General features: G+C 68.0%; 13 protein-coding genes. 6 read left to right on the forward strand and 7 right to left on the reverse strand.

Annotation, left to right across the window (positions count from 1 at the left end; translation table 11 throughout):
• Window positions 1–42: 42 nt before the first annotated feature.
• From C1933_RS16390 to rsgA, 3 genes are all read right to left on the reverse strand, one after another.
• A complete protein-coding gene (locus tag C1933_RS16390) occupies window positions 43–2334 on the reverse strand; it encodes a TonB-dependent receptor (protein WP_108754106.1) in 2292 nt (763 codons plus the stop codon).
• A gap of 445 nt (window positions 2335–2779) precedes the next feature.
• Window positions 2780–4033, reverse strand: a complete 1254-nt coding sequence (locus tag C1933_RS16395) for a flavohemoglobin expression-modulating QEGLA motif protein (protein ID WP_108754107.1) — start codon at window positions 4031–4033, stop codon at window positions 2780–2782.
• Window positions 4034–4328: 295 nt separating this feature from the next.
• Window positions 4329–5429 (reverse strand): ribosome small subunit-dependent GTPase A, encoded by a 1101-nt coding sequence (gene rsgA / locus C1933_RS16400; protein ID WP_199911378.1) that lies wholly within the window; start codon window positions 5427–5429, stop codon window positions 4329–4331.
• A 111-nt stretch (window positions 5430–5540) separates the two neighbouring features.
• Here rsgA and C1933_RS16405 point away from each other — a divergent pair, with 111 nt between their 5' ends.
• Genes C1933_RS16405 through C1933_RS16415 form a run of 3 tightly spaced genes read left to right on the forward strand, consistent with a single transcriptional unit; the run spans window position 5541 to window position 8151 of the window.
• Window positions 5541–6815, forward strand: a complete 1275-nt coding sequence (locus tag C1933_RS16405; RefSeq protein ID WP_026347275.1) for a pyridoxal phosphate-dependent aminotransferase — start codon at window positions 5541–5543, stop codon at window positions 6813–6815.
• Window positions 6816–6818: 3 nt separating this feature from the next.
• A complete protein-coding gene (locus C1933_RS16410; protein ID WP_108754109.1) occupies window positions 6819–7436 on the forward strand; it encodes an SGNH/GDSL hydrolase family protein in 618 nt (205 codons plus the stop codon).
• A 4-nt stretch (window positions 7437–7440) separates the two neighbouring features.
• Window positions 7441–8151, forward strand: a complete 711-nt coding sequence (locus tag C1933_RS16415; RefSeq protein ID WP_108754110.1) for a class I SAM-dependent methyltransferase — start codon at window positions 7441–7443, stop codon at window positions 8149–8151.
• Window positions 8152–8217: 66 nt separating this feature from the next.
• On the opposite strand, the gene C1933_RS16420 is transcribed toward C1933_RS16415, so the two are convergent.
• Window positions 8218–8997 (reverse strand): polysaccharide deacetylase family protein, encoded by a 780-nt coding sequence (locus C1933_RS16420; protein ID WP_108754111.1) that lies wholly within the window; start codon window positions 8995–8997, stop codon window positions 8218–8220.
• A 59-nt stretch (window positions 8998–9056) separates the two neighbouring features.
• Between C1933_RS16420 and grxD the strand changes: the two genes are divergently transcribed.
• Window positions 9057–9983: a Grx4 family monothiol glutaredoxin gene (gene grxD, locus C1933_RS16425; protein ID WP_108754112.1), complete on the forward strand. Its 927-nt coding sequence runs from the start codon at window positions 9057–9059 to the stop codon at window positions 9981–9983.
• A 138-nt stretch (window positions 9984–10121) separates the two neighbouring features.
• On the opposite strand, the gene C1933_RS16430 is transcribed toward grxD, so the two are convergent.
• The 3 genes from C1933_RS16430 to C1933_RS16440 all read right to left on the reverse strand — a co-directional run bounded on the left by C1933_RS16430 (window position 10122) and on the right by C1933_RS16440 (window position 14989).
• A complete protein-coding gene (locus C1933_RS16430; protein WP_108750569.1) occupies window positions 10122–10661 on the reverse strand; it encodes a DUF924 family protein in 540 nt (179 codons plus the stop codon).
• 44 nt (window positions 10662–10705) lie between these two features.
• On the reverse strand, window positions 10706–11482 hold the full coding sequence (locus C1933_RS16435; protein ID WP_108754113.1) for an AMP nucleosidase: 777 nt from the start codon (window positions 11480–11482) through the stop codon (window positions 10706–10708).
• Window positions 11483–11602: 120 nt separating this feature from the next.
• Window positions 11603–14989, reverse strand: a complete 3387-nt coding sequence (locus C1933_RS16440; protein WP_108754114.1) for an autotransporter serine protease — start codon at window positions 14987–14989, stop codon at window positions 11603–11605.
• 265 nt (window positions 14990–15254) lie between these two features.
• Here C1933_RS16440 and C1933_RS16445 point away from each other — a divergent pair, with 265 nt between their 5' ends.
• Window positions 15255–16664, forward strand: a complete 1410-nt coding sequence (locus C1933_RS16445; RefSeq protein WP_108754115.1) for an amidohydrolase — start codon at window positions 15255–15257, stop codon at window positions 16662–16664.
• Complete coding sequence (locus tag C1933_RS16450; protein ID WP_108754116.1) at window positions 16664–17926, forward strand: amidohydrolase family protein; 1263 nt, start codon at window positions 16664–16666, stop codon at window positions 17924–17926. The genes C1933_RS16445 and C1933_RS16450 overlap by 1 nt, the downstream gene beginning before the upstream one ends.
• Window positions 17927–17929 lie beyond the last annotated feature (3 nt).

Below are 17929 nucleotides of genomic sequence, written 5' to 3' on the forward strand. Positions count from 1 at the left end.
TCAGATCCCTTTCGCGCGCGAAAGGACTCTGACCCCATCGCATCAGAACTCGGCAGCGACGGTCATGAACACCTGGCGCGGTGCGCTGGCGTGGATCGCATAGCGCGTGCCGTTCGGGTCGGTGGGTGCGAACGAACTAAACTGGCCGGCGTAGCGCTTGTTGGTCAGGTTGGTGGCGTTCAAGGAAACACGCACGTTGCGCAGGCCCAGGCCGGGGCCGAAGTCATAACCAGCGCCGGCATCGAAGGTGGTCACGCCCGGCACCGACTGGTCGTTGGTGTAGGTGTAGTAGCGCTTGCCGGTGTACTTGGCGCGCAGGCTGGCGAAGAAGCCATCACGGTTCCAGCTGATCTCGCTGGACGCCATGCGCTGCGGCGTGTCCACGGTGATCTTGCCGGCCACCGGCACGATCGCACCGCCGGAGGTGTAGTCATCCTCGTAGGTGGTCTTGTTCCAGGACAGCGCGTTGTACCACTGCAGGCCATCGATGGGCTTGAGGATGAAGGTCAGCTCGGCACCATGGCTCTTCACCGAACCGACGTTGATGAAGCGCGTCACGCACTCGGGGCGCGTGCCGACTTCGATGCTCGAGCACGGATTCAACGACAGCAGGCGGTTGTCGAACTTCACGTTGTAGGCGGCGATGGAGGCCTGGTACTTCTCACCGAACGTACGGAAGCCGGCTTCCAGACTCTTGGACTTTTCCGGCTCCAGGCCGGCGCTGGCCGCGAACGATTCCGGCGACACCTGCAGCGGGCCGCCGCTGCCACCGCCCACGAACGCGGCGATGTTTTCCGCGTACGAAGCGAACAGCTCGTTGTTGGCGTTGAGCTTGAAGCCCACGCCCAGCTGCGGCAGCACCGATTCCTTGGCGGTGAGCGTGCCGGAGGCGATGCTGGTTTCCACGCCGCCCTTGGCGGTGGCGCGCATGCGGGTGTTCGGGCTCTTCAGGCCCACGTCCACGGTCAGGCGCTGGTCGAGGAAGCGCATGCGGTCCTGCACGTAGAACTGCTGCGTGCGGATGTCGAAATCCTGGTTGAACAGCAGGCGGTCGGGGTTCTGCAGGTACAGATCGTCCAGGAACGGCCCGCTGATGTAGTAGAAATTGCGCGACACGTTATGGTCGTTCTGCTCGTACCACAGGCCGGCTTCCAGCTCGTGGATGCCCACCGTCCACGACAGCGCGGCGGTCAGGCCATCGCGGTTGATGGTGTAGTTGGTGCTGCGGATCGAGATCGGCAGCATGCGGTCGGTGCCCGGGTACGACGGCTGGCCCGGCGCCCACCAGTGGCCCTGGCCACGGTTGTCGTGGTGGTAGGCCATCAGCTTCAGGCGGCCCTGCTCGCCCAGGCGAAGATCGGCATCGACCGAGTACAGATTGTCATCGCGCAGCGCGCGGCTCTGGTAGTAGGCATCGTCGATGCTGTTGACGCCACCACTGAAAGCGCACTTGGCCGGATCTCGAGTGCCCGGCGCGCAATAGGCTGCGGCGACAGCACGGTCCCAGTCCGGTGCGTAGATGTTCCAGTCCCAGCCCAGGCCACGCGCCAGCATGTCCTTGGACAGGTAGGCATAGTTGGCCTGGCTGGCGCGCGAGGTCGCCACGAACGCACCGAAGCGATGGTCGCCCACGTTCCATACGGCCTTGGCATTGAACTGGCGGGTGGTCTGGTTCTGGTACGGCGCGGCCCACATGTCCTGGTCCTGGTGCACGCCGGACACGTAGGCCGAGAAGCCGTTGATATCGCCGGTATCCACGCGCAGGTAGCCGCGGCGCTGGTTGTCATCACCCACGGTGATGCTGGCGCGCCCACCGAATTCGGTGGACGGGTCCATCGAGAAGTACTGGATGGTGCCGCCCAGGTTGCTGGTGGAGGCCACGCCCAGCGAGCCGATGCCCTGCGACAGTTCAGCGCCGGCCAGGTTTTCGGCAATGATCGCGCGGGCGATGCTCAGGCCGTTGTAGTTGCCGTAGCTGTTGTCGCCCAGTGGAATGCCATCGAGCGTGTAGCCCAGGCGGCTCTTGTCAAAGCCGCGCAGGCTGATGGTCTGCGATTCTTCATTGGCGCCGAACGCATCGTTGGATTGCACCGATACGCCCGGCAAGCGGTCGAGGATCTTCTGGCCGCTGGTGCCCGGCGGCAGCACCTGCTTGTCGACGGCGGTGATGCGCTGCACCTGGCGGGTTTCGCCCTGGCCGATCACGGAAACGGTATCCAGCGTCTGCGCGCTCAGCGCGGCATCGGTGCTGGCGTCGGCAGTTTCGGCGGCATGGGTGCTGGCGGCGGCGGAGAGGGCGATCGCCACGGCAATCGTCAGGTATCGGGTCTGCATGTGAGTCCATTGCATGGGGGAAGACCGGCGCGTCTGCGCGCGGCGCGCCGCCACTATGCGAATGGAAGATGAAAGGTTGTTTACGAAGCGGCGCGCGTGCTGCGGGCGGTGACGCGCGTCTCGTTTGTGGGGGTGGGAGTGTCGGCAGGGCTGCCGCCCTGCACCTGCTCACTGCAACGTCAAAAGCGTGCATTCCGTGGGAGGGCGGGGTGGGTCCGGTTGCGGGGGACGCCGTGAATACGTCCATGCAGGCTCGGTCGCCGCATCCATGCGGCTCACGCCCCCGCAACCGGACCCACCCCGCCTTCGACAGTTGGCCGCGAGCTGTTGGAACGGCACGGGGTCGGATCCCGTTGCGTGGCAACGGGCTCTGACCCCATTTTGTTTATCGATGTTTGACGGGTTCATCCACGCATGGCGTGGATCTACTGCTGTCGTACGCCATTTACTCTGGCGCCAGCTGGTCCATGCGGATGCGGTTGGCGAACAGCGAGAACGCCAGCATGCCGGCCAGGCCGTTGGCGCGGCTGACCCAGTGCGGCAGCCAGCGTGGGGGTTTCAGTACGCCGGCTTCAAACAGCGGTGCGAAGGCGATGGCGTCGGTCAGGCTCATCTTGCCGGCAAACAACCAGCGGCAGACCTGCAGGCGATCCTGGGCCAGCATGTGGCGGAAGAAGGTATGCACCGACACCAGGCCGCGCAGATACACGGTGTCCTTGGTGAAGGCCAGGCCGCCGCTGGGCGGTACGCCGCGGAACACGCGCTGGGCCGAGGCGAAACTTTCTTCCGGGTTCTGCCCGGCATCGCAGAAGTAGCGGTAGACCTCGATGAAATCGGCGCCCTCGCGTGCCATTGCAATGGCCTCGGTGCGCAGGCTGATGCGCTTCAATCGTTCGATATCGATGCTGCCGGTGATCTGTTCGGCAAACGTGGCCAGGCCTTCCTGGGTAGCGGTCACCCGTGGCGAGGACAGGCCCAGGCTGGGCAGCACCGGCTGCTCGCGCCCGTTCAAGGCGGTGAGCGAATGCACCAGCGCTTCGTGGTGGAACAGCTGCGCGCGGTCGTAGGCACTGAAGCGCGCGGTGGTGCGCAGGCGGATGCGGGTCGGACCAGCTGCGGCCTTAGACACCAGATCCGGGTCCAGTTGCACTTGGATGATGCGTGATTCGAAGAAGGCGTCCAGATCGTTCTGCAACTGCAGCTGCAGCGCGATGGCCGACACGGGCACCTGTTCTTCCGGGGCCAGCAGTTCGTGGTCCAGTTCCGCGGCGATCTGGATGAAGTGCCGCGCTGCATCGCGCGTGCTGGGGCCGTTGCCCGGCAACGGCTGCTCGGGTGCGCCGAACAACTGCACCGAACAGCGGTCAACGGTGGAGGTGCCCAATCCTTCCAGCAGCTGCGCGGCCAGGTCCCAGCTCTGCGCGGACTGCCGCACGTAGTGCCCCAACGGATGGCTTTCGTCGCACGCGCGGCTGATGGCATCCAGTGCGCGGCGTTCTTCGCTGAAATCCAGCCGTGGGTAATCAACCTGCGGCAGCACCGGTTGGCCGCGTGCCACGCTGGCCAGGAACGGCGCCTGCACGGTGGCCGGCCAACTGGTGAGCCCCAGCAGGCGGATGCCGCCGACAGCCTCGACCAGGCGCGCATCGAGCGCGGCATGGTGGGCCACATCGGGGTCCAGCATTGTGGTGGGTTCCATGGGCGGACTATAGCGCCCTGCCCTTGCTTTGGTAGGTGCCAACCTTGGTTGGCACGCGCCGACCGAGGGCTACGAACAGATTCGTGCCAACCAAGAGCAGGCAGAGGCGGACCCCCGGCAGGTGCCAACCTTGGTTGGCACGCGCCGAAGGCGGGCTGCGGAAACATTCGTGCCAACCAAGGTTGGCACCTACCAGGAGTCGGCAGTTTGCATCCACCAGGAGCAGGCCGTTGCAGTTCATTGCAGGGGTCAGAGCCCGTTGCGGTGCAATGGGATCCGACCCCGCCGCGCGCGATCAGCGCCGGCGCGGTTTGCTGGCCGGGCGGAACTGCTGGCCCTTGCCCTTCTTGCCGCCGCGTTCCTGCGCGGTCTCGGCCTGGCGCACGGCCAGCTTCGCTGCGGCCGCGGCGACTTCTTCCTTCAACTTGAAGTAGTTCAGCAGGCGGCTTTCTTCAATTTCGCCGGCATCGATCGCCGCGCGCACTGCACAGCCTGGTTCCTGCTGGTGCTTGCAGTCGTTGAAGCGGCACTGTTCGGCCAGCGCTTCGATATCGGCAAAGCCCCCCTCGGACAGCGTCTCTTCGCCGGTCGGCTTCAGCTCGCGCATGCCGGGCGTATCGATCAGGCAGGCGCCGGTCGGCAGCGGCATCAGCGCGCGGTGGGTGGTGGTGTGGCGGCCGCGCGAATCGTTGGCGCGCACCGCATTGGTCTTCATGCGCTGCTCGCCCAGCAGGGTGTTGGTCAGGGTGGATTTGCCCGCCCCCGACGATCCCACCAGCACCACCGTGCGGCCCGGCCCCAGCCACGGTTTCAGCACGGCCACGCTGTCGGCATCCAGGCCATTGATCGCGTGCAGGGCAATGCCCTGCATTTCCAGTTCTTCCAGCACCGCCAGCGCATCTTCGCTGTATTCGGTCTGGTCGGCCTTGGTCAGCACCACCACCGGTTCGGCACCACCGCCGCCGACCAGCAGCAGGTAGCGTTCGATGCGGCGCGGATTGAAGTCGGCATCCAGCCCACAGACGATGAACACCGTATCGATGTTGGCCGCGATCACCTGCTGGTGGTAATGCTCACCGGCGGCACCGCGCTTGATCGCGGTACGCCGCGGCAGCAGGGCGACGATGCGGATGCCGTCCAGCAGCACCCAGTCACCGACCGCCGGTCGTTCATGGCTGGGGAAACGCGGGCGCTGCCATTCCGGCAGCGATTCGGCCTTGATCGACGCGTCCGGGCCATCGGCCACCACGTAGTGGGTGCGATGCTGTTCGATCACCCGCGCCGGGCGGGCCTGCGGGTGCGCGGCCATGGCGGCCTGCCAGTCGGCCTGCTGCGGCGGGCCCGGCCAAGGCCAGCCGATGGTCTGCAGGGCGGTGAAATCGGGGGTCTGGGTCATCGCCGCCATTCTACCCGGCCAGCCCAGCAACGGCGGGGCCTGCACCCTTGCCATGCGCTGCACCAATTCCGGTAGGATGGAAGCCCCATGCCTTACGACGGCCCAGCCCCCATGTCCACCCCCTCGCCCAAGCCCTTGGCCATCCGCGAGCGCCTTTCCGAAGTGCGCTACGAAATCCGCGGAGAACTGGCCCGGCGAGCGCGGGAGCTGGAAGCGCAGGGCCGCAAGCTGATCAAGCTGAACATCGGCAACCCCGGCAACTTTGGTTTCCGTGCGCCCGAGCACCTGCAGCGCGCGATTGCCGATGACATGGGCCGTACCGACCCCTACACCCACCAGCAGGGCCTGCCGGTCGCGCGCGAAGCCATTGCCGCCGCGTATGCGCGCCGCGGTGCGCCCGATGCGCATCCGGACCGCGTGTTCGTCGGCAACGGCGTCAGCGAACTGATCGACCTGTCGCTGCGCGCACTGTTGAACCCGGGTGATGAAGTGCTGGTGCCCTCGCCGGACTACCCGCTGTGGTCGGCCGCGGCCATCCTCAACGACGGCCGCCCGGTGTACTACCGCTGCGCGCCGGAAAACGGCTTCCAGCCCGACCCGACCGAGATCGAGACGCTGGTGTCCTCGCGCACCCGCGCCATCGTGCTGATCAACCCGAACAACCCCAGCGGCGCCAGCTACCCGCGCGAACTGCTGGAGCGCGTGGTCGAGATCGCGCGCCGCCACAACCTGCTGCTGCTGGTCGATGAGATCTACGACCAGATCCTGTACGACGATGCGGTGTTCCAGCCGGTCGCGCCGCTGGCCGGCGATCACCCCTGCCTGACCTTCAGCGGTCTGAGCAAGGTGCACCGTGCCTGTGGCTGGCGCGTGGGCTGGGCCCACCTGAGCGGCGACGATGCGCGCCTGGGCGATTTCCGCGCCGCGCTGGACCTGCTCAGCGCGCTGCGCCTGTGTGCCAACGTGCCGGGCCAGTACGCGATCGACGCGGCGGTGAACGGCCCGGACACCATTTCCGAGCTGTGCGCCCCCGGCGGTCGTCTGTATGAAACCCGGCGTGCGGTGATCGAGGCCTGCGAGGCCAGCGAACACCTTTCGCTGGTTGCGCCGGCCGGCGCGCTGTACGCGTTCCCGGCCGTGGTCGGCGCCGCCGCCAAGGGCTTCGACGACCACACCTTCGCCCTGGACCTGATGAACAACGAAGGCGTGCTGGTGGTACCGGGCTCCAGCTTCAACGTGCCCTACCGCCACCACTTCCGCGTGACCCTGCTGCCGGAAGCCTCGGTGATGCGCGATGTATTCGCACGCATCGACCGGGTGCTGGCCCGCCGCGCCGAGGACGCCACCAAGGTCGTGCCGCTGAAGCCACGCCGTTCGGTGGCCTGAGCCGTGGCGCTGCGTTACCTGGCGCTGGGCGATTCGTACACGATCGGCGAAGCGGTGGACGTTGATGGCCGCTGGCCACACCAGCTGGCCGCGGCGCTGCGGGCCGAGGGCGTGGCACTGGCCGAACCGCAGACCATCGCGACCACCGGCTGGACCACCGACGAACTGGATGCGGGCATCGATGCGGCCGCGCCGCAGGGTCCGTTTGACTTCGTCAGCCTGCTGATCGGGGTGAACAACCAGTACCGGGGCCGTGCGCTGGACGAGTACCGCGCGCAGTTCCAGGCCCTTCTGCAGCGCGCGATCGGCTTTGCCGGCGGGCGCGCCGAACGCGTGCTGGTGCTGTCCTTCCCCGATTGGGGCTTCACCCCGTTCGGCGCCGGCAGTGGCCGCGATCTGGCCCAGGTAGCCGCGCAGACCGATGCCTTCAATGCGGCCGCTGCCGCGATCAGCGAAGCCCACGGCGTGGCGTTCGTGGATATCACCGACATCAGCCGTGCGCACGGCCACGACCCGGCGATGATTGCCGATGACGGGCTGCACCCTTCGGCGGCGATGTATGCGCTGTGGAGCGCGCGGGCGCTGCCGGTGGCCACGCGCATGCTGGCAGGGGCCGACTGAGCCCATGGACGGCACGCCACGGAACGGCACACCGCTGCACTGTTCACCGCTCGATGCCGCACAGGCGCGGGCGATTGCCGAAGCCTTCCGGCCTGCGCAGGCCTGGGGCAACCGCCGCGATTACTATTACACCCGCGGCAAGCTGGGCAGCGATCCGCTCTATGACGGCGTGCTGCAGCACCTGCCCGACGATGGCCAGCCGCTGCTGGACCTGGGCTGCGGGCTGGGCCTGTTCGCCCATGTGCTGCGCCAGCGTGGCCGCCGCGCACCGTATCTGGGCGTGGATGTGGACGCCGCCAAGATCGCCCGTGCGCAGCGCGCCGGCACCGGCCTGGCCGACGTTCGGTTCGATTGCCTGGACGTGCAGGCGCCCTTGCCGGCACAACAGGGCCACGTGCTGCTGCTGGACGTGCTGCAGTATCTGGATGCGCAGCCGCAGTTGCAGCTGCTGAAGGCCGCCAGCGCGCGCGTGGCCCCCGGCGCGCGATTGCTGCTGCGCACGCCACTGGCCACCGGCGACCGCCGCGACCGCACCACCCGGGTGGCCGACCGGCTGGCCTGGCTGGTGGGCTGGATGGGCACACGCCCGCGCCACTACCCGGACCCGGCGCAGTTGCGCGCCACCCTGGCCGACTGCGGCCTGCAGGTCGGCCAGGTGCGTCCGCTGCATGGGCGCACACCGTTCAACAGCTGGCTGCTGGTGGCCCAGCGCTAGCCGGACCCTGCCCGGCGGATTACCTGCGGGCCGCTGCGCTCGCCGGGCATGGCCCGGCGCTACCGGTCATGCGGCCGGCAGTTCGGCCTTCAGGCCACGCTCGTCCAACACCTGCAGCACCCGTTCGATGATGGCCAGGTTGTGCCCGTGCGCGGCGCCTTCATGCAGCAGCACGATGGCACCGGGCTGCAGATCGGGCAGCAGGCGCGCCAGCACACCGTCGGGGGTGCAGCCCACGCCGTCGAAGCCGCGCGCGCTCCAGCCCACCCGCACCAGACCCAGCGCCTTCAGCGCGGGGGCCACGAAGGGGTTGGTCATGCCGACCACCGAGCGGTACCAGCGCACGGGCCGGCCGGCGACCGCCTGCAGGGCATGGTGGCAGGCCTCGATCTCGGCCCGCATCGCTGCCGGGCCCAGCCGCCAGAAGCGGGTCTGCGGGTGGGTGTGGCTGTGGTTGCCCAGGTCGTGGCCGCGGCGCAGGATCTCGGCCACCAAGGCCGGATGCGCCAATGCGCGTTCGCCCACCAGGAAGAACGTGGCCTTGGCCTGGTGGCGATCCAACAGGTCCAGCACGGCTGGGGTCTCGGCGCTGGGGCCATCGTCAATGGTCAACCAGACGCTGTTGCCGGTGGCCGGCAGGCGGTCGAGCACCGGTGCGTAGAAGCGGCTGTTGGGCAGGAACACCGGCACCAGGAACAGCGCGTGGCTGGCCACCATCAACGGCAACCCCCACACCCAGCCGGCCCACCACCACAGCAGGATCACGGCCAGCTGCGACGCCACCAGCCAGGGCAGCCAGCGCCAGGGCCGGGACGGGATGCGATGCAATGTTCCTGCGTTGGTCATGCCCCATGATGCCATGGGGCGTAGAATGAGCGATTCGAATTTCCCGGACCACGACTGCCATGTCCCTCGATCCCGCCCTGCGTTCGCGCATCGAATCCCTCCTCAACGCCAACCGCGTCGTGCTGTTCATGAAGGGCCAGCCGTCCATGCCGCAGTGCGGTTTCTCGGCCAAGGCCGTGGGCGCCCTGCAGGATCTGGGCGTGGATTTTGCCCACGTGAACGTGCTGGCCGACCAGGAGATCCGTGAAGGCATCAAGGCCTACGGCGACTGGCCGACCATCCCGCAGCTGTACATCGACGGCGAACTGGTCGGCGGCAGCGACATCGTGCTGCAGATGGCCGCCAGCGGCGAACTGAGCAGCGTGCTGGGCCTGGCCGCACCGGACCGCACACCACCGCGCATCACCGTCACCCCGGCCGCAGTGGAAATGCTGAAGGGCGCGCTGGCCGATGCGCCCGGTGCCTCGCTGCAGCTGACCATCGATGCACGCTTCCAGCCGAACTTCCAGCTGGCCCCGCATGACGACAGCGCCATCGCCGCCGAATCCAACGGCCTGCGCGTGCAGTTCGACCTGTCCAGCGCGCGCCGCGCCGACGGCATCACCATCGACTGGGTGGACGATATCCGCGGCAAGGGCCTGGCCATCGACAACCCGAACGCGCCCAAGCCGGTGCAGGAAATCAGCGTGCGCGACGCCGACGATCTGGTGCGCGCCGGCAACGTGACCCTGGTGGACGTGCGCCCGGCCGACGAACGCGCGATCGCCGCGGTGGGCGTGCCGTTCAAGAGCTTCGACGGCAACGGCCGTGCCGAGCTGGAAGCCCTGCCCAAGGACACCGCGCTGGCCTTCCTGTGCCACCACGGTGGCCGCAGTGCGCAGGCCGCCGAACAGTTCCGCACCCTGGGCTTCACCAAGGTGTTCAACGTGACCGGCGGCATCGATGCCTGGTCGGACGAAGTGGACAACGGCGTGCCGAAGTACTGATCGGCCGCGGTATGGGTCAGAGCCCTTTCCTGCGGAAAGGGATCTGACCCTGCCTTTCCGCAGGAAAGGGCTCTGGCCCCAGCACAGAAAACGCCGGCATCCGCCGGCGTTTTTTTTGCATCCACGCAGGGCGTGTATCTACCCCGCGAAGCCACCTTCGGCCAGGTAATCCAGCTCTTCCGGGCTGGGAATGCGCCCCAGCACGGCGTTGCGGTGCGGGAAGCGGCCGAAGCGGCGGATGATGTCGCGGTGCAGTTCGGCGTACTGCAGGTATTCCTTGTCGCCCAACACGTCGAACATGGCCACCGAACGATCCTGGTCGAACGGATCTTCGGAATGTTCGAACGGCAGGTAGATGAAGGCGCGCAGCTTGGGCACCAGCTGCAGGTCCAGGCCTTCTTCGATGGCACGCATGGCGTAGTGCCGGGCCAGGCCATCGGTGGCATAGGAATGGGCGGTACCGCGGAAGCAGTTGCGCGGGAACTGGTCCAGCAGCAGCATCAGCGCCAGCGCGCCTTCGGCACTGCCCAGCCAGTGTTCGCGGCCACGCGCCGCGGCGGCGTAATGCTCGTCCAGGAAGCGTTCGCGGAAACGCGCGTCGAACGCATCGTCGCGCGCGAACCACTTGGCCGGGCCGGCCTCGCTCCAGAATTCCACCACTTGCGCGGCAACGTCCATCACCTACTCCCAGGGCCCCGCGCGCCGCGCCAGGCCGTCATCAATCATTCGTCAAAGCGCAGGTGGCGGACCGACTTGCCGTTGCGCCGGATAAGCTTAAGCGCCTCGATGCCGATCTGGATATGGTTTTCCACGAACTGGGAGCTGACCTTGGCATCGGAGGCCTCGGTTTTCACCCCGTCCGGGATCATCGGCTGGTCGGACACCAGCAGCAGGGCGCCGCTGGGAATGTGGTTGGCGAAGCCGGCGGCGAACACGGTGGCCGTTTCCATGTCGATGGCCATGCAGCGCATGGCCCGCAGCCGTTCCTTGAAGGCCTCGTCGTGTTCCCAGACCCGGCGGTTGGTGGTGTACACCGTGCCGGTCCAGTAGTCGTGGCCCAGGTCGCGGATCATGGTGGACACCGCACGCTGCAGGGCAAAGGCCGGCAAGGCCGGCACTTCCGGCGGCAGGTAGTCGCCCGAGGTGCCTTCGCCACGGATGGCGGCGATCGGCAGCACCAGGTCGCCCAGCGCGTTCTTGCGCTTCAGGCCGCCACACTTGCCCAGGAACAGCACCGCCTTGGGCATCACCGCCGACAGCAGGTCCATGATGATGGCCGCGTTCGGGCTGCCCATGCCGAAGTTGATCAGGGTGATGCCATCGATGGTTGCACTGGCCATGGGCCGGTCCAGGCCGACGATGGGCGCCCCGGTCAGTTCGGAAAAGGTGTGCAGGTAGCCGCCGAAGTTGGTCAGCAGGATGTGCTCGCCAAACTGGTCCAACGGCACGCCGGTATAGCGTGGCAGCCAGTTGTCGACGATTTCCTGTTTGCTCTTCATGCCCGGTCCGGTGCTGCAGGGGGGGCCATTGTAGGCAACGCTGCACCTGCCCTGCCACACAAAGAAAGGGGGCGGCCCTGCGGCCGCCCCCCCTCTAATCTCCCTACGGGAACCGGTGGCTTAGAAGCGCACCGACCAGCGCAGGTTGGCACCGTGGTCGCGGCTTTCGTCGCCGAACTGGCCGCTGTAGCCCAGTTCCAGCTGCTGCTTGGCGGTCAGCCAGGCCGACAGGCCCAGTTCGGCCACCACCGCGCTGTCGGCGATGGGGGCACCGTTGACCACGAAGCTGTCGCCGCCGCTGGCAAAGCCCAGGCGGGCCGCCGGGTTGCGGTCGCCGCTGGCGTGGCGGTAGGCCACCGCACCGCGCACGTGCAGCCAGCTGTCCTGCTGGAACGACGCCTTCAGGCCCTTGTCGAAGCGCACGCCGGCCGTGGCCAGGGTGGTGCGCACGTCATCCACCGAACCCTGCAGGGCCGCGGCACCGCCACGCTCGTTCACGTGCTTGGTGTCCACTTCCACGCGGGCCACCTGCAGGTAGGGCTCCAGGCCGGCCTCGCGGCCGCCGAAGCGGTAGGCCGCTTCGATGAAGGCCTGGCGGGTACGCGCGTCGTAACGGGCGCTCAGGGTGTCGCTGTAGCCGGCGAACGCCAGCTCACGGGTGCTGTCCACCTCGTGTTCGCTCCATGCCAGGCCACCACGCAGGCCGAAACCGCCCCAGTTGTGGCTGGCGTAGGCGCCGAAGTGGGTGTTGTCCACCTTCGACTTGGCACGGCGGCCTTCGCCCTGCTTCACGTCGGTGCGGCCGGTACCGGCCAGCACGCCCACCTGCCAGCCGCCGAACTCGCGGTCGGCACCGACCAGCAGGCCGTTGCTGTTGGCTTCGGTGCGGGCGGTGTTGGTGTTGCCGTCCAGGGTGGTGCTGCCGGCCAGGGCCTGCACCCACACGCCGGTGGCGTCGCCGCCTTCGGCACCCGGTGCAGCGGCACCGGCACGGCGGGCCAGCGCGGCATCACGCACGTAGCGGCTGCTTTCCAGCAGGGCCACGCTGGTGGCGGCGTGCAGTTCGCCGCTCAGGCTGTCCAGTGCACTGCCCACCTGTTCCGGGAACAGCATGGTCAGCGGACGCGGCAGGCCCTGGTTGACCGCCAGGCCGTCGGCCACGGTGGCCACGGCCAGCTGGTTGGCAGTGGTGGCCGAGGTGGCCAGCGCGTTGCCGCGGGTCACTTCAATGCGCGCGCCAGCGGCGGTGTAGGCCAGGCTGAACTGCATGAAGGGCGAGAAGGCGCTGAAATCGGTGGTGGCGAACTGGCCGTTCACGCCGCCGTCGGCCTGGATGAAGTTGAACTGCTCGCCCAGGTAGTAGATGCCCGGCTCCGGCAGCGCCACCAGGGTGCCGCCCAGGGTGGCGGTACCGGTCACGTGCAGCTGGTCGCTGCGGCTGCCCGGGGCCACTTCGGCCTGGTACACGCCGGTGGCGGTCTGCACGTAGTCACCGTTGATGGTGAGCGTACCGATGGAGTTGCCCGGGGCGATGATGCCGGCCACGGTGGTGTCACCCAGCTGGCCCACGCCCTTCAGCGTGCCCTTTTCACCGACGAAGGTGCTGCCGCCGGTCTGCACGCCGTTGAACGACACCACGCCGCCGGTGACGGTCAGGTCCGAGCCGTCCAGCACGCCGGTGGTGGTGATGCGGCTGGTGCCGCCCAGGCTGTTCAGCGCGGTGTTCTGCAGGGTGCCGTTGAGCAGGAAGGTACCGCCGGTCACGTCCACGGCACTGGTCAGCGTGTTCACGCCGTCCAGCTCCAGCACGCCTTCGCGCACCACGGCGCCGTTGAAGCTGTTGTCACCGCTCAGGCGCAGCCAGCCGATGCCACTCTTGGTCAGCTTGCCCGGACCGCCGATGTCGTTGGTCCAGTCATCCCACGCATCGCCTTCCCACACCTTCAGGCCGCCGGCCTTCTGGTTCATCACCACGTCGGTATCCACGCGCAGCGAGCCGTAGCCTTCGACGGCCGCGGCCAGGTTCATCAGGCCCCAGCCGTAGACATCGTCCACGCCTTCGGCGCCCAGGTCGGTGGCGGTGGTCAGCAGCACGTCGCGCACCTGCGCGCTGTCCAGGTACGGGAAGCGCTCGAACAGCAGGCCCAGCGCGCCGGTGACGTGCGGGGCGGCCATGGAGGTGCCGCTCAGTTCCTGGTAATCGGACGACGGGGTCTGGCTGATGATGTCCACCACCAGGTTGCCGTTGTCGTCATAGAAATCGCCTTCGATCACCGAGTCGGGACCGTACACGGTCGAGTTGATGTTCGAACCCGGTGCGGCAAGGCACCAGTTCGCGGCCAGACCGCAGCGCATCGAGCGGTTGCTCAGCTCCAGGTCTTCATTGACGTTGACCACGGCCAGCCAGTACGGCTCGATGTCGGCGATGGCGCGCGGCAGCGAGGCATACATGCCGGCGATCGGCGCTTCTTCCGGCGAGGTGTTGGGCGCATCGGTGTTGCCTGCGGCCCAGACCTGGATCAGGCCGCTGCTGCGCGAACCTTCGGCCATCGCGGCCAGACTGGCGGCGAACACCGGGTGCGACTGGTACAGGTCCAGGTCTTCAGCGGTGGTCGGCTCGTTGGCCAGGCCCCAGCTGTGGTTGATCGCGCGCACGCCCTGTTCGTTCATCTGCGCGTACAGCTGCGGGTAGATCGAATCATCGGCCTGGATGGCGGCGATGGTCTGCTCGTCCAGGTACAGGTTGCCGCCGATGTTCACCACCGACAGGTAAGTGGCGCTGTTGGAGAACAGGCGGGCCACGCTCAGGTCGGCGCCGAAGGCCACGCCGTGGGTGCCGTTGCCATCGCGGTTGGCGGCGATGGTGCCCGACACGTGGGTGCCGTGGATGTTGTAGCTCAGGCCTTCGTAGAAGCCGTTGCGTTCCAGCAGCGCGGCATAGTCCGGATCCAGCACCTGGTAGGACACGGCCACCTGGTCACCGTCACTGGCGAAGCAGGCATCCGGGCCATCCAGCACTTCGCGTGCGCACAGGCTGCCATCGGCCAGCACGTCGGCCAGGTGGATGCTGCGGTGGTCCTTGCCGGCGAACTCGTCGTGGTCCAGGCCGGTGCCGCTGTCGAACACGCCCAGGCGGATGCCGGCGCCGGTCAGGCCGCGTGCGTAGGCCACATCGGCGTTGATCGCCTGCAGGCCCCAGTCACTGTTGAATTCGGTGGTGCGCCAGCTGGCGGCATCACCCGGCTTGCCCATGATGGGTTCCGGATCGACTTCAACGTCGGCGGCAATGATCTTCAGCGACGGCGAAGCGGTGAGGACCGGGGCGGCAAACGCGGCCTGCAGGCTGCGCTGGAACTGGTAGCGCGACAGCGCGTCTGCGTTGCTGTCCTGGGCCAGGGCCGGCAGGGCGGCGGCCATCAGCAGCGAGCCAACGATGGCCGAGGCCAGGGGGGAGGGCAGGATGGAGCGGCGGGAAGCGGTGGAACGGTACGACGGGGAGACAGTCATCTGCAGTTACGTCCTTGATTCCATGGAATGTTTCAGGTGCGGCTCCGTCATGGAGCAGTGGAAAGAACACCCTCGCGGCGGATCAGCGCGCGCTAACCCACCGGGTGGTAGCGGCAGGTATCACAAAAAATTAATGCTTGATTCACAATTTCTGTATAGGGAAATTCCTACCCCGCTCTTCTCGGCCCCTGCCCAACGTCACTTGGCAAGTGGCACCGACGACGGATAGCGTCGCTGGATTCACGTGGGGGTTTGGGGAATCTGCATGGCTTCGATGGTGTTGCGCGCTGCTCTAGGGTTGGCGCTGGTTTCGTTGACTTCGGCGCCGGCCGTGGGTGCGTCGCGCTTCGTGGCCGACCCCTACCCCAGCACCTACCGGGCCCAGCCGGGCGCGCCGGTGCTGATCCACAACGCCACCGTGCTGACCGGCACCGGCCAGCGCCTGGACAATGCCGACGTGCTGCTGCGCGATGGCCGCATCGTGGCGGTCGGCCCGCAGCTGCAGGCCGATGCGGGCGTCACCCGCATCGATGCGCAGGGCAAGTGGGTCACCCCCGGCCTGATCGACGTGCATTCGCACCTGGGCGTCTACCCCAGCCCCGGCGTGGGCGCGCACAGCGATGGCAACGAGATGACCGCACCGGTCACCGCCAACGTCTGGGCCGAGCATTCGGTGTGGCCGCAGGACCCCGGCTTCCAGGCCGCGCTGGCCGGTGGCGTGACCAGCATGCAGGTGCTGCCCGGCTCGGCCAATCTGGTGGGCGGGCGCGGCGTGGTGCTGAAGAACGTGCCCGCCACCACCTACCAGGCGATGAAATTCCCCGGCGCGCCGTGGGGGCTGAAGATGGCCTGCGGCGAAAACCCCAAGCGCGTCTACGGCGGCGGCAAGGGCGTGGCCCCCGGCACCCGCATGGGCAACGTGGCCGGCTACCGCGCCGCCTTCATCGATGCCGCCGACTACATCGCCAAGAACAGCCCGAAGCCGGCCAAGCGCAAGGGCTGGTTCGGCAGCGACAAGGGCGACAGCGCTGGCGATGCCGGCGGCAAGCGCGACCTGAAACTGGACACCCTGGCCGGGGCGATCCAGGGCGATATCCGCGTGCACATCCACTGCTACCGCGCCGACGAAATGGCCACCATGCTCGACCTGGCCAAGGAATTCGGCTTCAAGGTCGCCGCCTTCCACCACGGCGTGGAAGCCTACAAGCTGGCCGACCGCTTGGCCGCCGACGGCGTCTGCGGCGCCCTGTGGGCCGACTGGTGGGGCTTCAAGATGGAAGCCTTCGATGGCATTGCCGAGAACATCGCACTGGTGGACCGGCCCCAGAACAGCTGCGCCATCGTCCACTCCGATTCGCCCGAAGGCATCCAGCGCTTGAACCAGGAAGCGGCCAAAGTGATCGCCGCCGCGCGGCGCGCGCAGATGCCGGCGATCGCACCCGAACGGGCGATCACCTGGATGACCGCCAACGCGGCCAAGGCACTGGGCATCGAGGGCCAGACCGGCACCCTGGAGGCCGGCAAGATGGCCGACGTGGTGGTGTGGAACGGCAACCCGTTCAGTTCCTATGCCCTGGCTGAGCAGGTGTTCATCGATGGGCGGCGCTTGTATGACCGCAGCGTGCCCGAGGCCACGCCGCGTTCTGATTTCCAGCTTGGCCAGGAGGTGCGCTGATGGGCATGTTGAACAAACGCCGCCGGCCATGGCCCGGCGCTACCGCCGCGCTGTTGCTGCTGCTGGCCGGTACGGCGTCGGCGCAGGACCTGCTGGTGCGCAATGCCACGGTGCATACCGCTGGCGCGCGCGGCAGCCTGCAGAACAGCGACGTGCTGGTGCAGGGCGGGCTGATCCGCGCGGTTGGGCCGGGCCTGGCCGCGCCGGCCGGGGTAACGGTGGTGGAGGCCAACGGTCGCCCACTGACCCCGGCCCTGTTCGGCGGCATCACCGAGATCGGCATTGAGGAAGTGTCCGGTGAATCGAGCACGGTGGACAGCACACTGAAGATCGGCGAGCAGCCGCTGCGCCCGGAATTCGACGTCACCCTGGCCTACAACCCGGCCTCGGTGCTGGTGCCGGTGGCACGCCTGGATGGCATCGGCTTCACCGCGCTGGGCGCGCATACCGGCGGCGGCTTCGTGGCCGGCCAGGGCGGCGTGGTGCGGTTGGACGGCAGTGCCGACCCGATCGGCCCACGTGCCTTGTACCTGCGCCTGGGTGCGGCCGCAGCCGAGTTGACCGGGCAGTCGCGTGCCGCCCAGTGGATGCTGCTGCAGCAGATGGTGGACGAGGCCCGCGGCCAGGTCCCGGCCGATTCACCGCATGCGCTGCTGACTCCGGCCGGGCGGCGCACGCTGGCCCGCTACCTGGGTGGCCAGGGCCGCATCGTGGTGGAGGTGGACCGCGCCGCCGATATCCGCCAGCTGCTGCGCTGGGCCGCGCGCGAGAAGGTGAAGATCGCCATTGCCGGCGGCGCCGAAGCCTGGCAGCTGGCGCCGGAGCTGGCCGCTGCGCAGGTGCCGGTGTTCGTGGATGCGCTGGGCAACCTGCCCAGCACCTTCGACCAGATCGGCGCCAGCCTGGAAAACGCCGCGCGCCTGCAGCGGGCCGGCGTGCCGGTGGCCTTCGCCCAGCGCGAAGACGCGTCGCACAACGCGCGCAAGATGCGCCAGCTGGCCGGCAATGCAGTGGCCAACGGCCTGCCCTGGGCCGATGGCCTGGCCGGCCTGACCCGGGTACCGGCGCAGGTGCTGGGCGTGGCCGACCAGATCGGCAGCATCGAACCGGGCAAGCGCGCCGACCTGGTGCTGTGGGAAGGCGACCCGCTGGATGTGGCCCACTATGCCGAACAGGTCTGGCTGGGCGGCCGCACCATGCCCATGCGCTCGCGCCAGACCGAACTGCGTGACCGCTACCTGCAGCGCACCACCCTGCCCTGACCG

Origin of the sequence: Stenotrophomonas sp. ZAC14D2_NAIMI4_6 (assembly GCF_003086875.1) — a bacterium.
In the GTDB taxonomy this organism is placed as follows: Bacteria; Pseudomonadota; Gammaproteobacteria; order Xanthomonadales; family Xanthomonadaceae; genus Stenotrophomonas.

Bases quoted from the DNA above. Each gene is read 5' to 3' on its own strand.
- C1933_RS16390 (WP_108754106.1), bottom strand. From the start codon at position 2,334: ATGCAGACCCGATACCTGACGATTGCCGTGGCGATCGCCCTCTCCGCC.
- C1933_RS16395 (WP_108754107.1), bottom strand. From the start codon at position 4,033: ATGGAACCCACCACAATGCTGGACCCCGATGTGGCCCACCATGCCGCG.
- rsgA (WP_199911378.1), bottom strand. From the start codon at position 5,429: ATGACCCAGACCCCCGATTTCACCGCCCTGCAGACCATCGGCTGGCCT.
- C1933_RS16405 (WP_026347275.1), top strand. From the start codon at position 5,541: ATGTCCACCCCCTCGCCCAAGCCCTTGGCCATCCGCGAGCGCCTTTCC.
- C1933_RS16415 (WP_108754110.1), top strand. From the start codon at position 7,441: ATGGACGGCACGCCACGGAACGGCACACCGCTGCACTGTTCACCGCTC.
- C1933_RS16420 (WP_108754111.1), bottom strand. From the start codon at position 8,997: ATGACCAACGCAGGAACATTGCATCGCATCCCGTCCCGGCCCTGGCGC.
- grxD (WP_108754112.1), top strand. From the start codon at position 9,057: ATGTCCCTCGATCCCGCCCTGCGTTCGCGCATCGAATCCCTCCTCAAC.
- C1933_RS16430 (WP_108750569.1), bottom strand. From the start codon at position 10,661: ATGGACGTTGCCGCGCAAGTGGTGGAATTCTGGAGCGAGGCCGGCCCG.
- C1933_RS16435 (WP_108754113.1), bottom strand. From the start codon at position 11,482: ATGAAGAGCAAACAGGAAATCGTCGACAACTGGCTGCCACGCTATACC.
- C1933_RS16440 (WP_108754114.1), bottom strand. From the start codon at position 14,989: ATGACTGTCTCCCCGTCGTACCGTTCCACCGCTTCCCGCCGCTCCATC.
- C1933_RS16445 (WP_108754115.1), top strand. From the start codon at position 15,255: ATGGCTTCGATGGTGTTGCGCGCTGCTCTAGGGTTGGCGCTGGTTTCG.
- C1933_RS16450 (WP_108754116.1), top strand. From the start codon at position 16,664: ATGGGCATGTTGAACAAACGCCGCCGGCCATGGCCCGGCGCTACCGCC.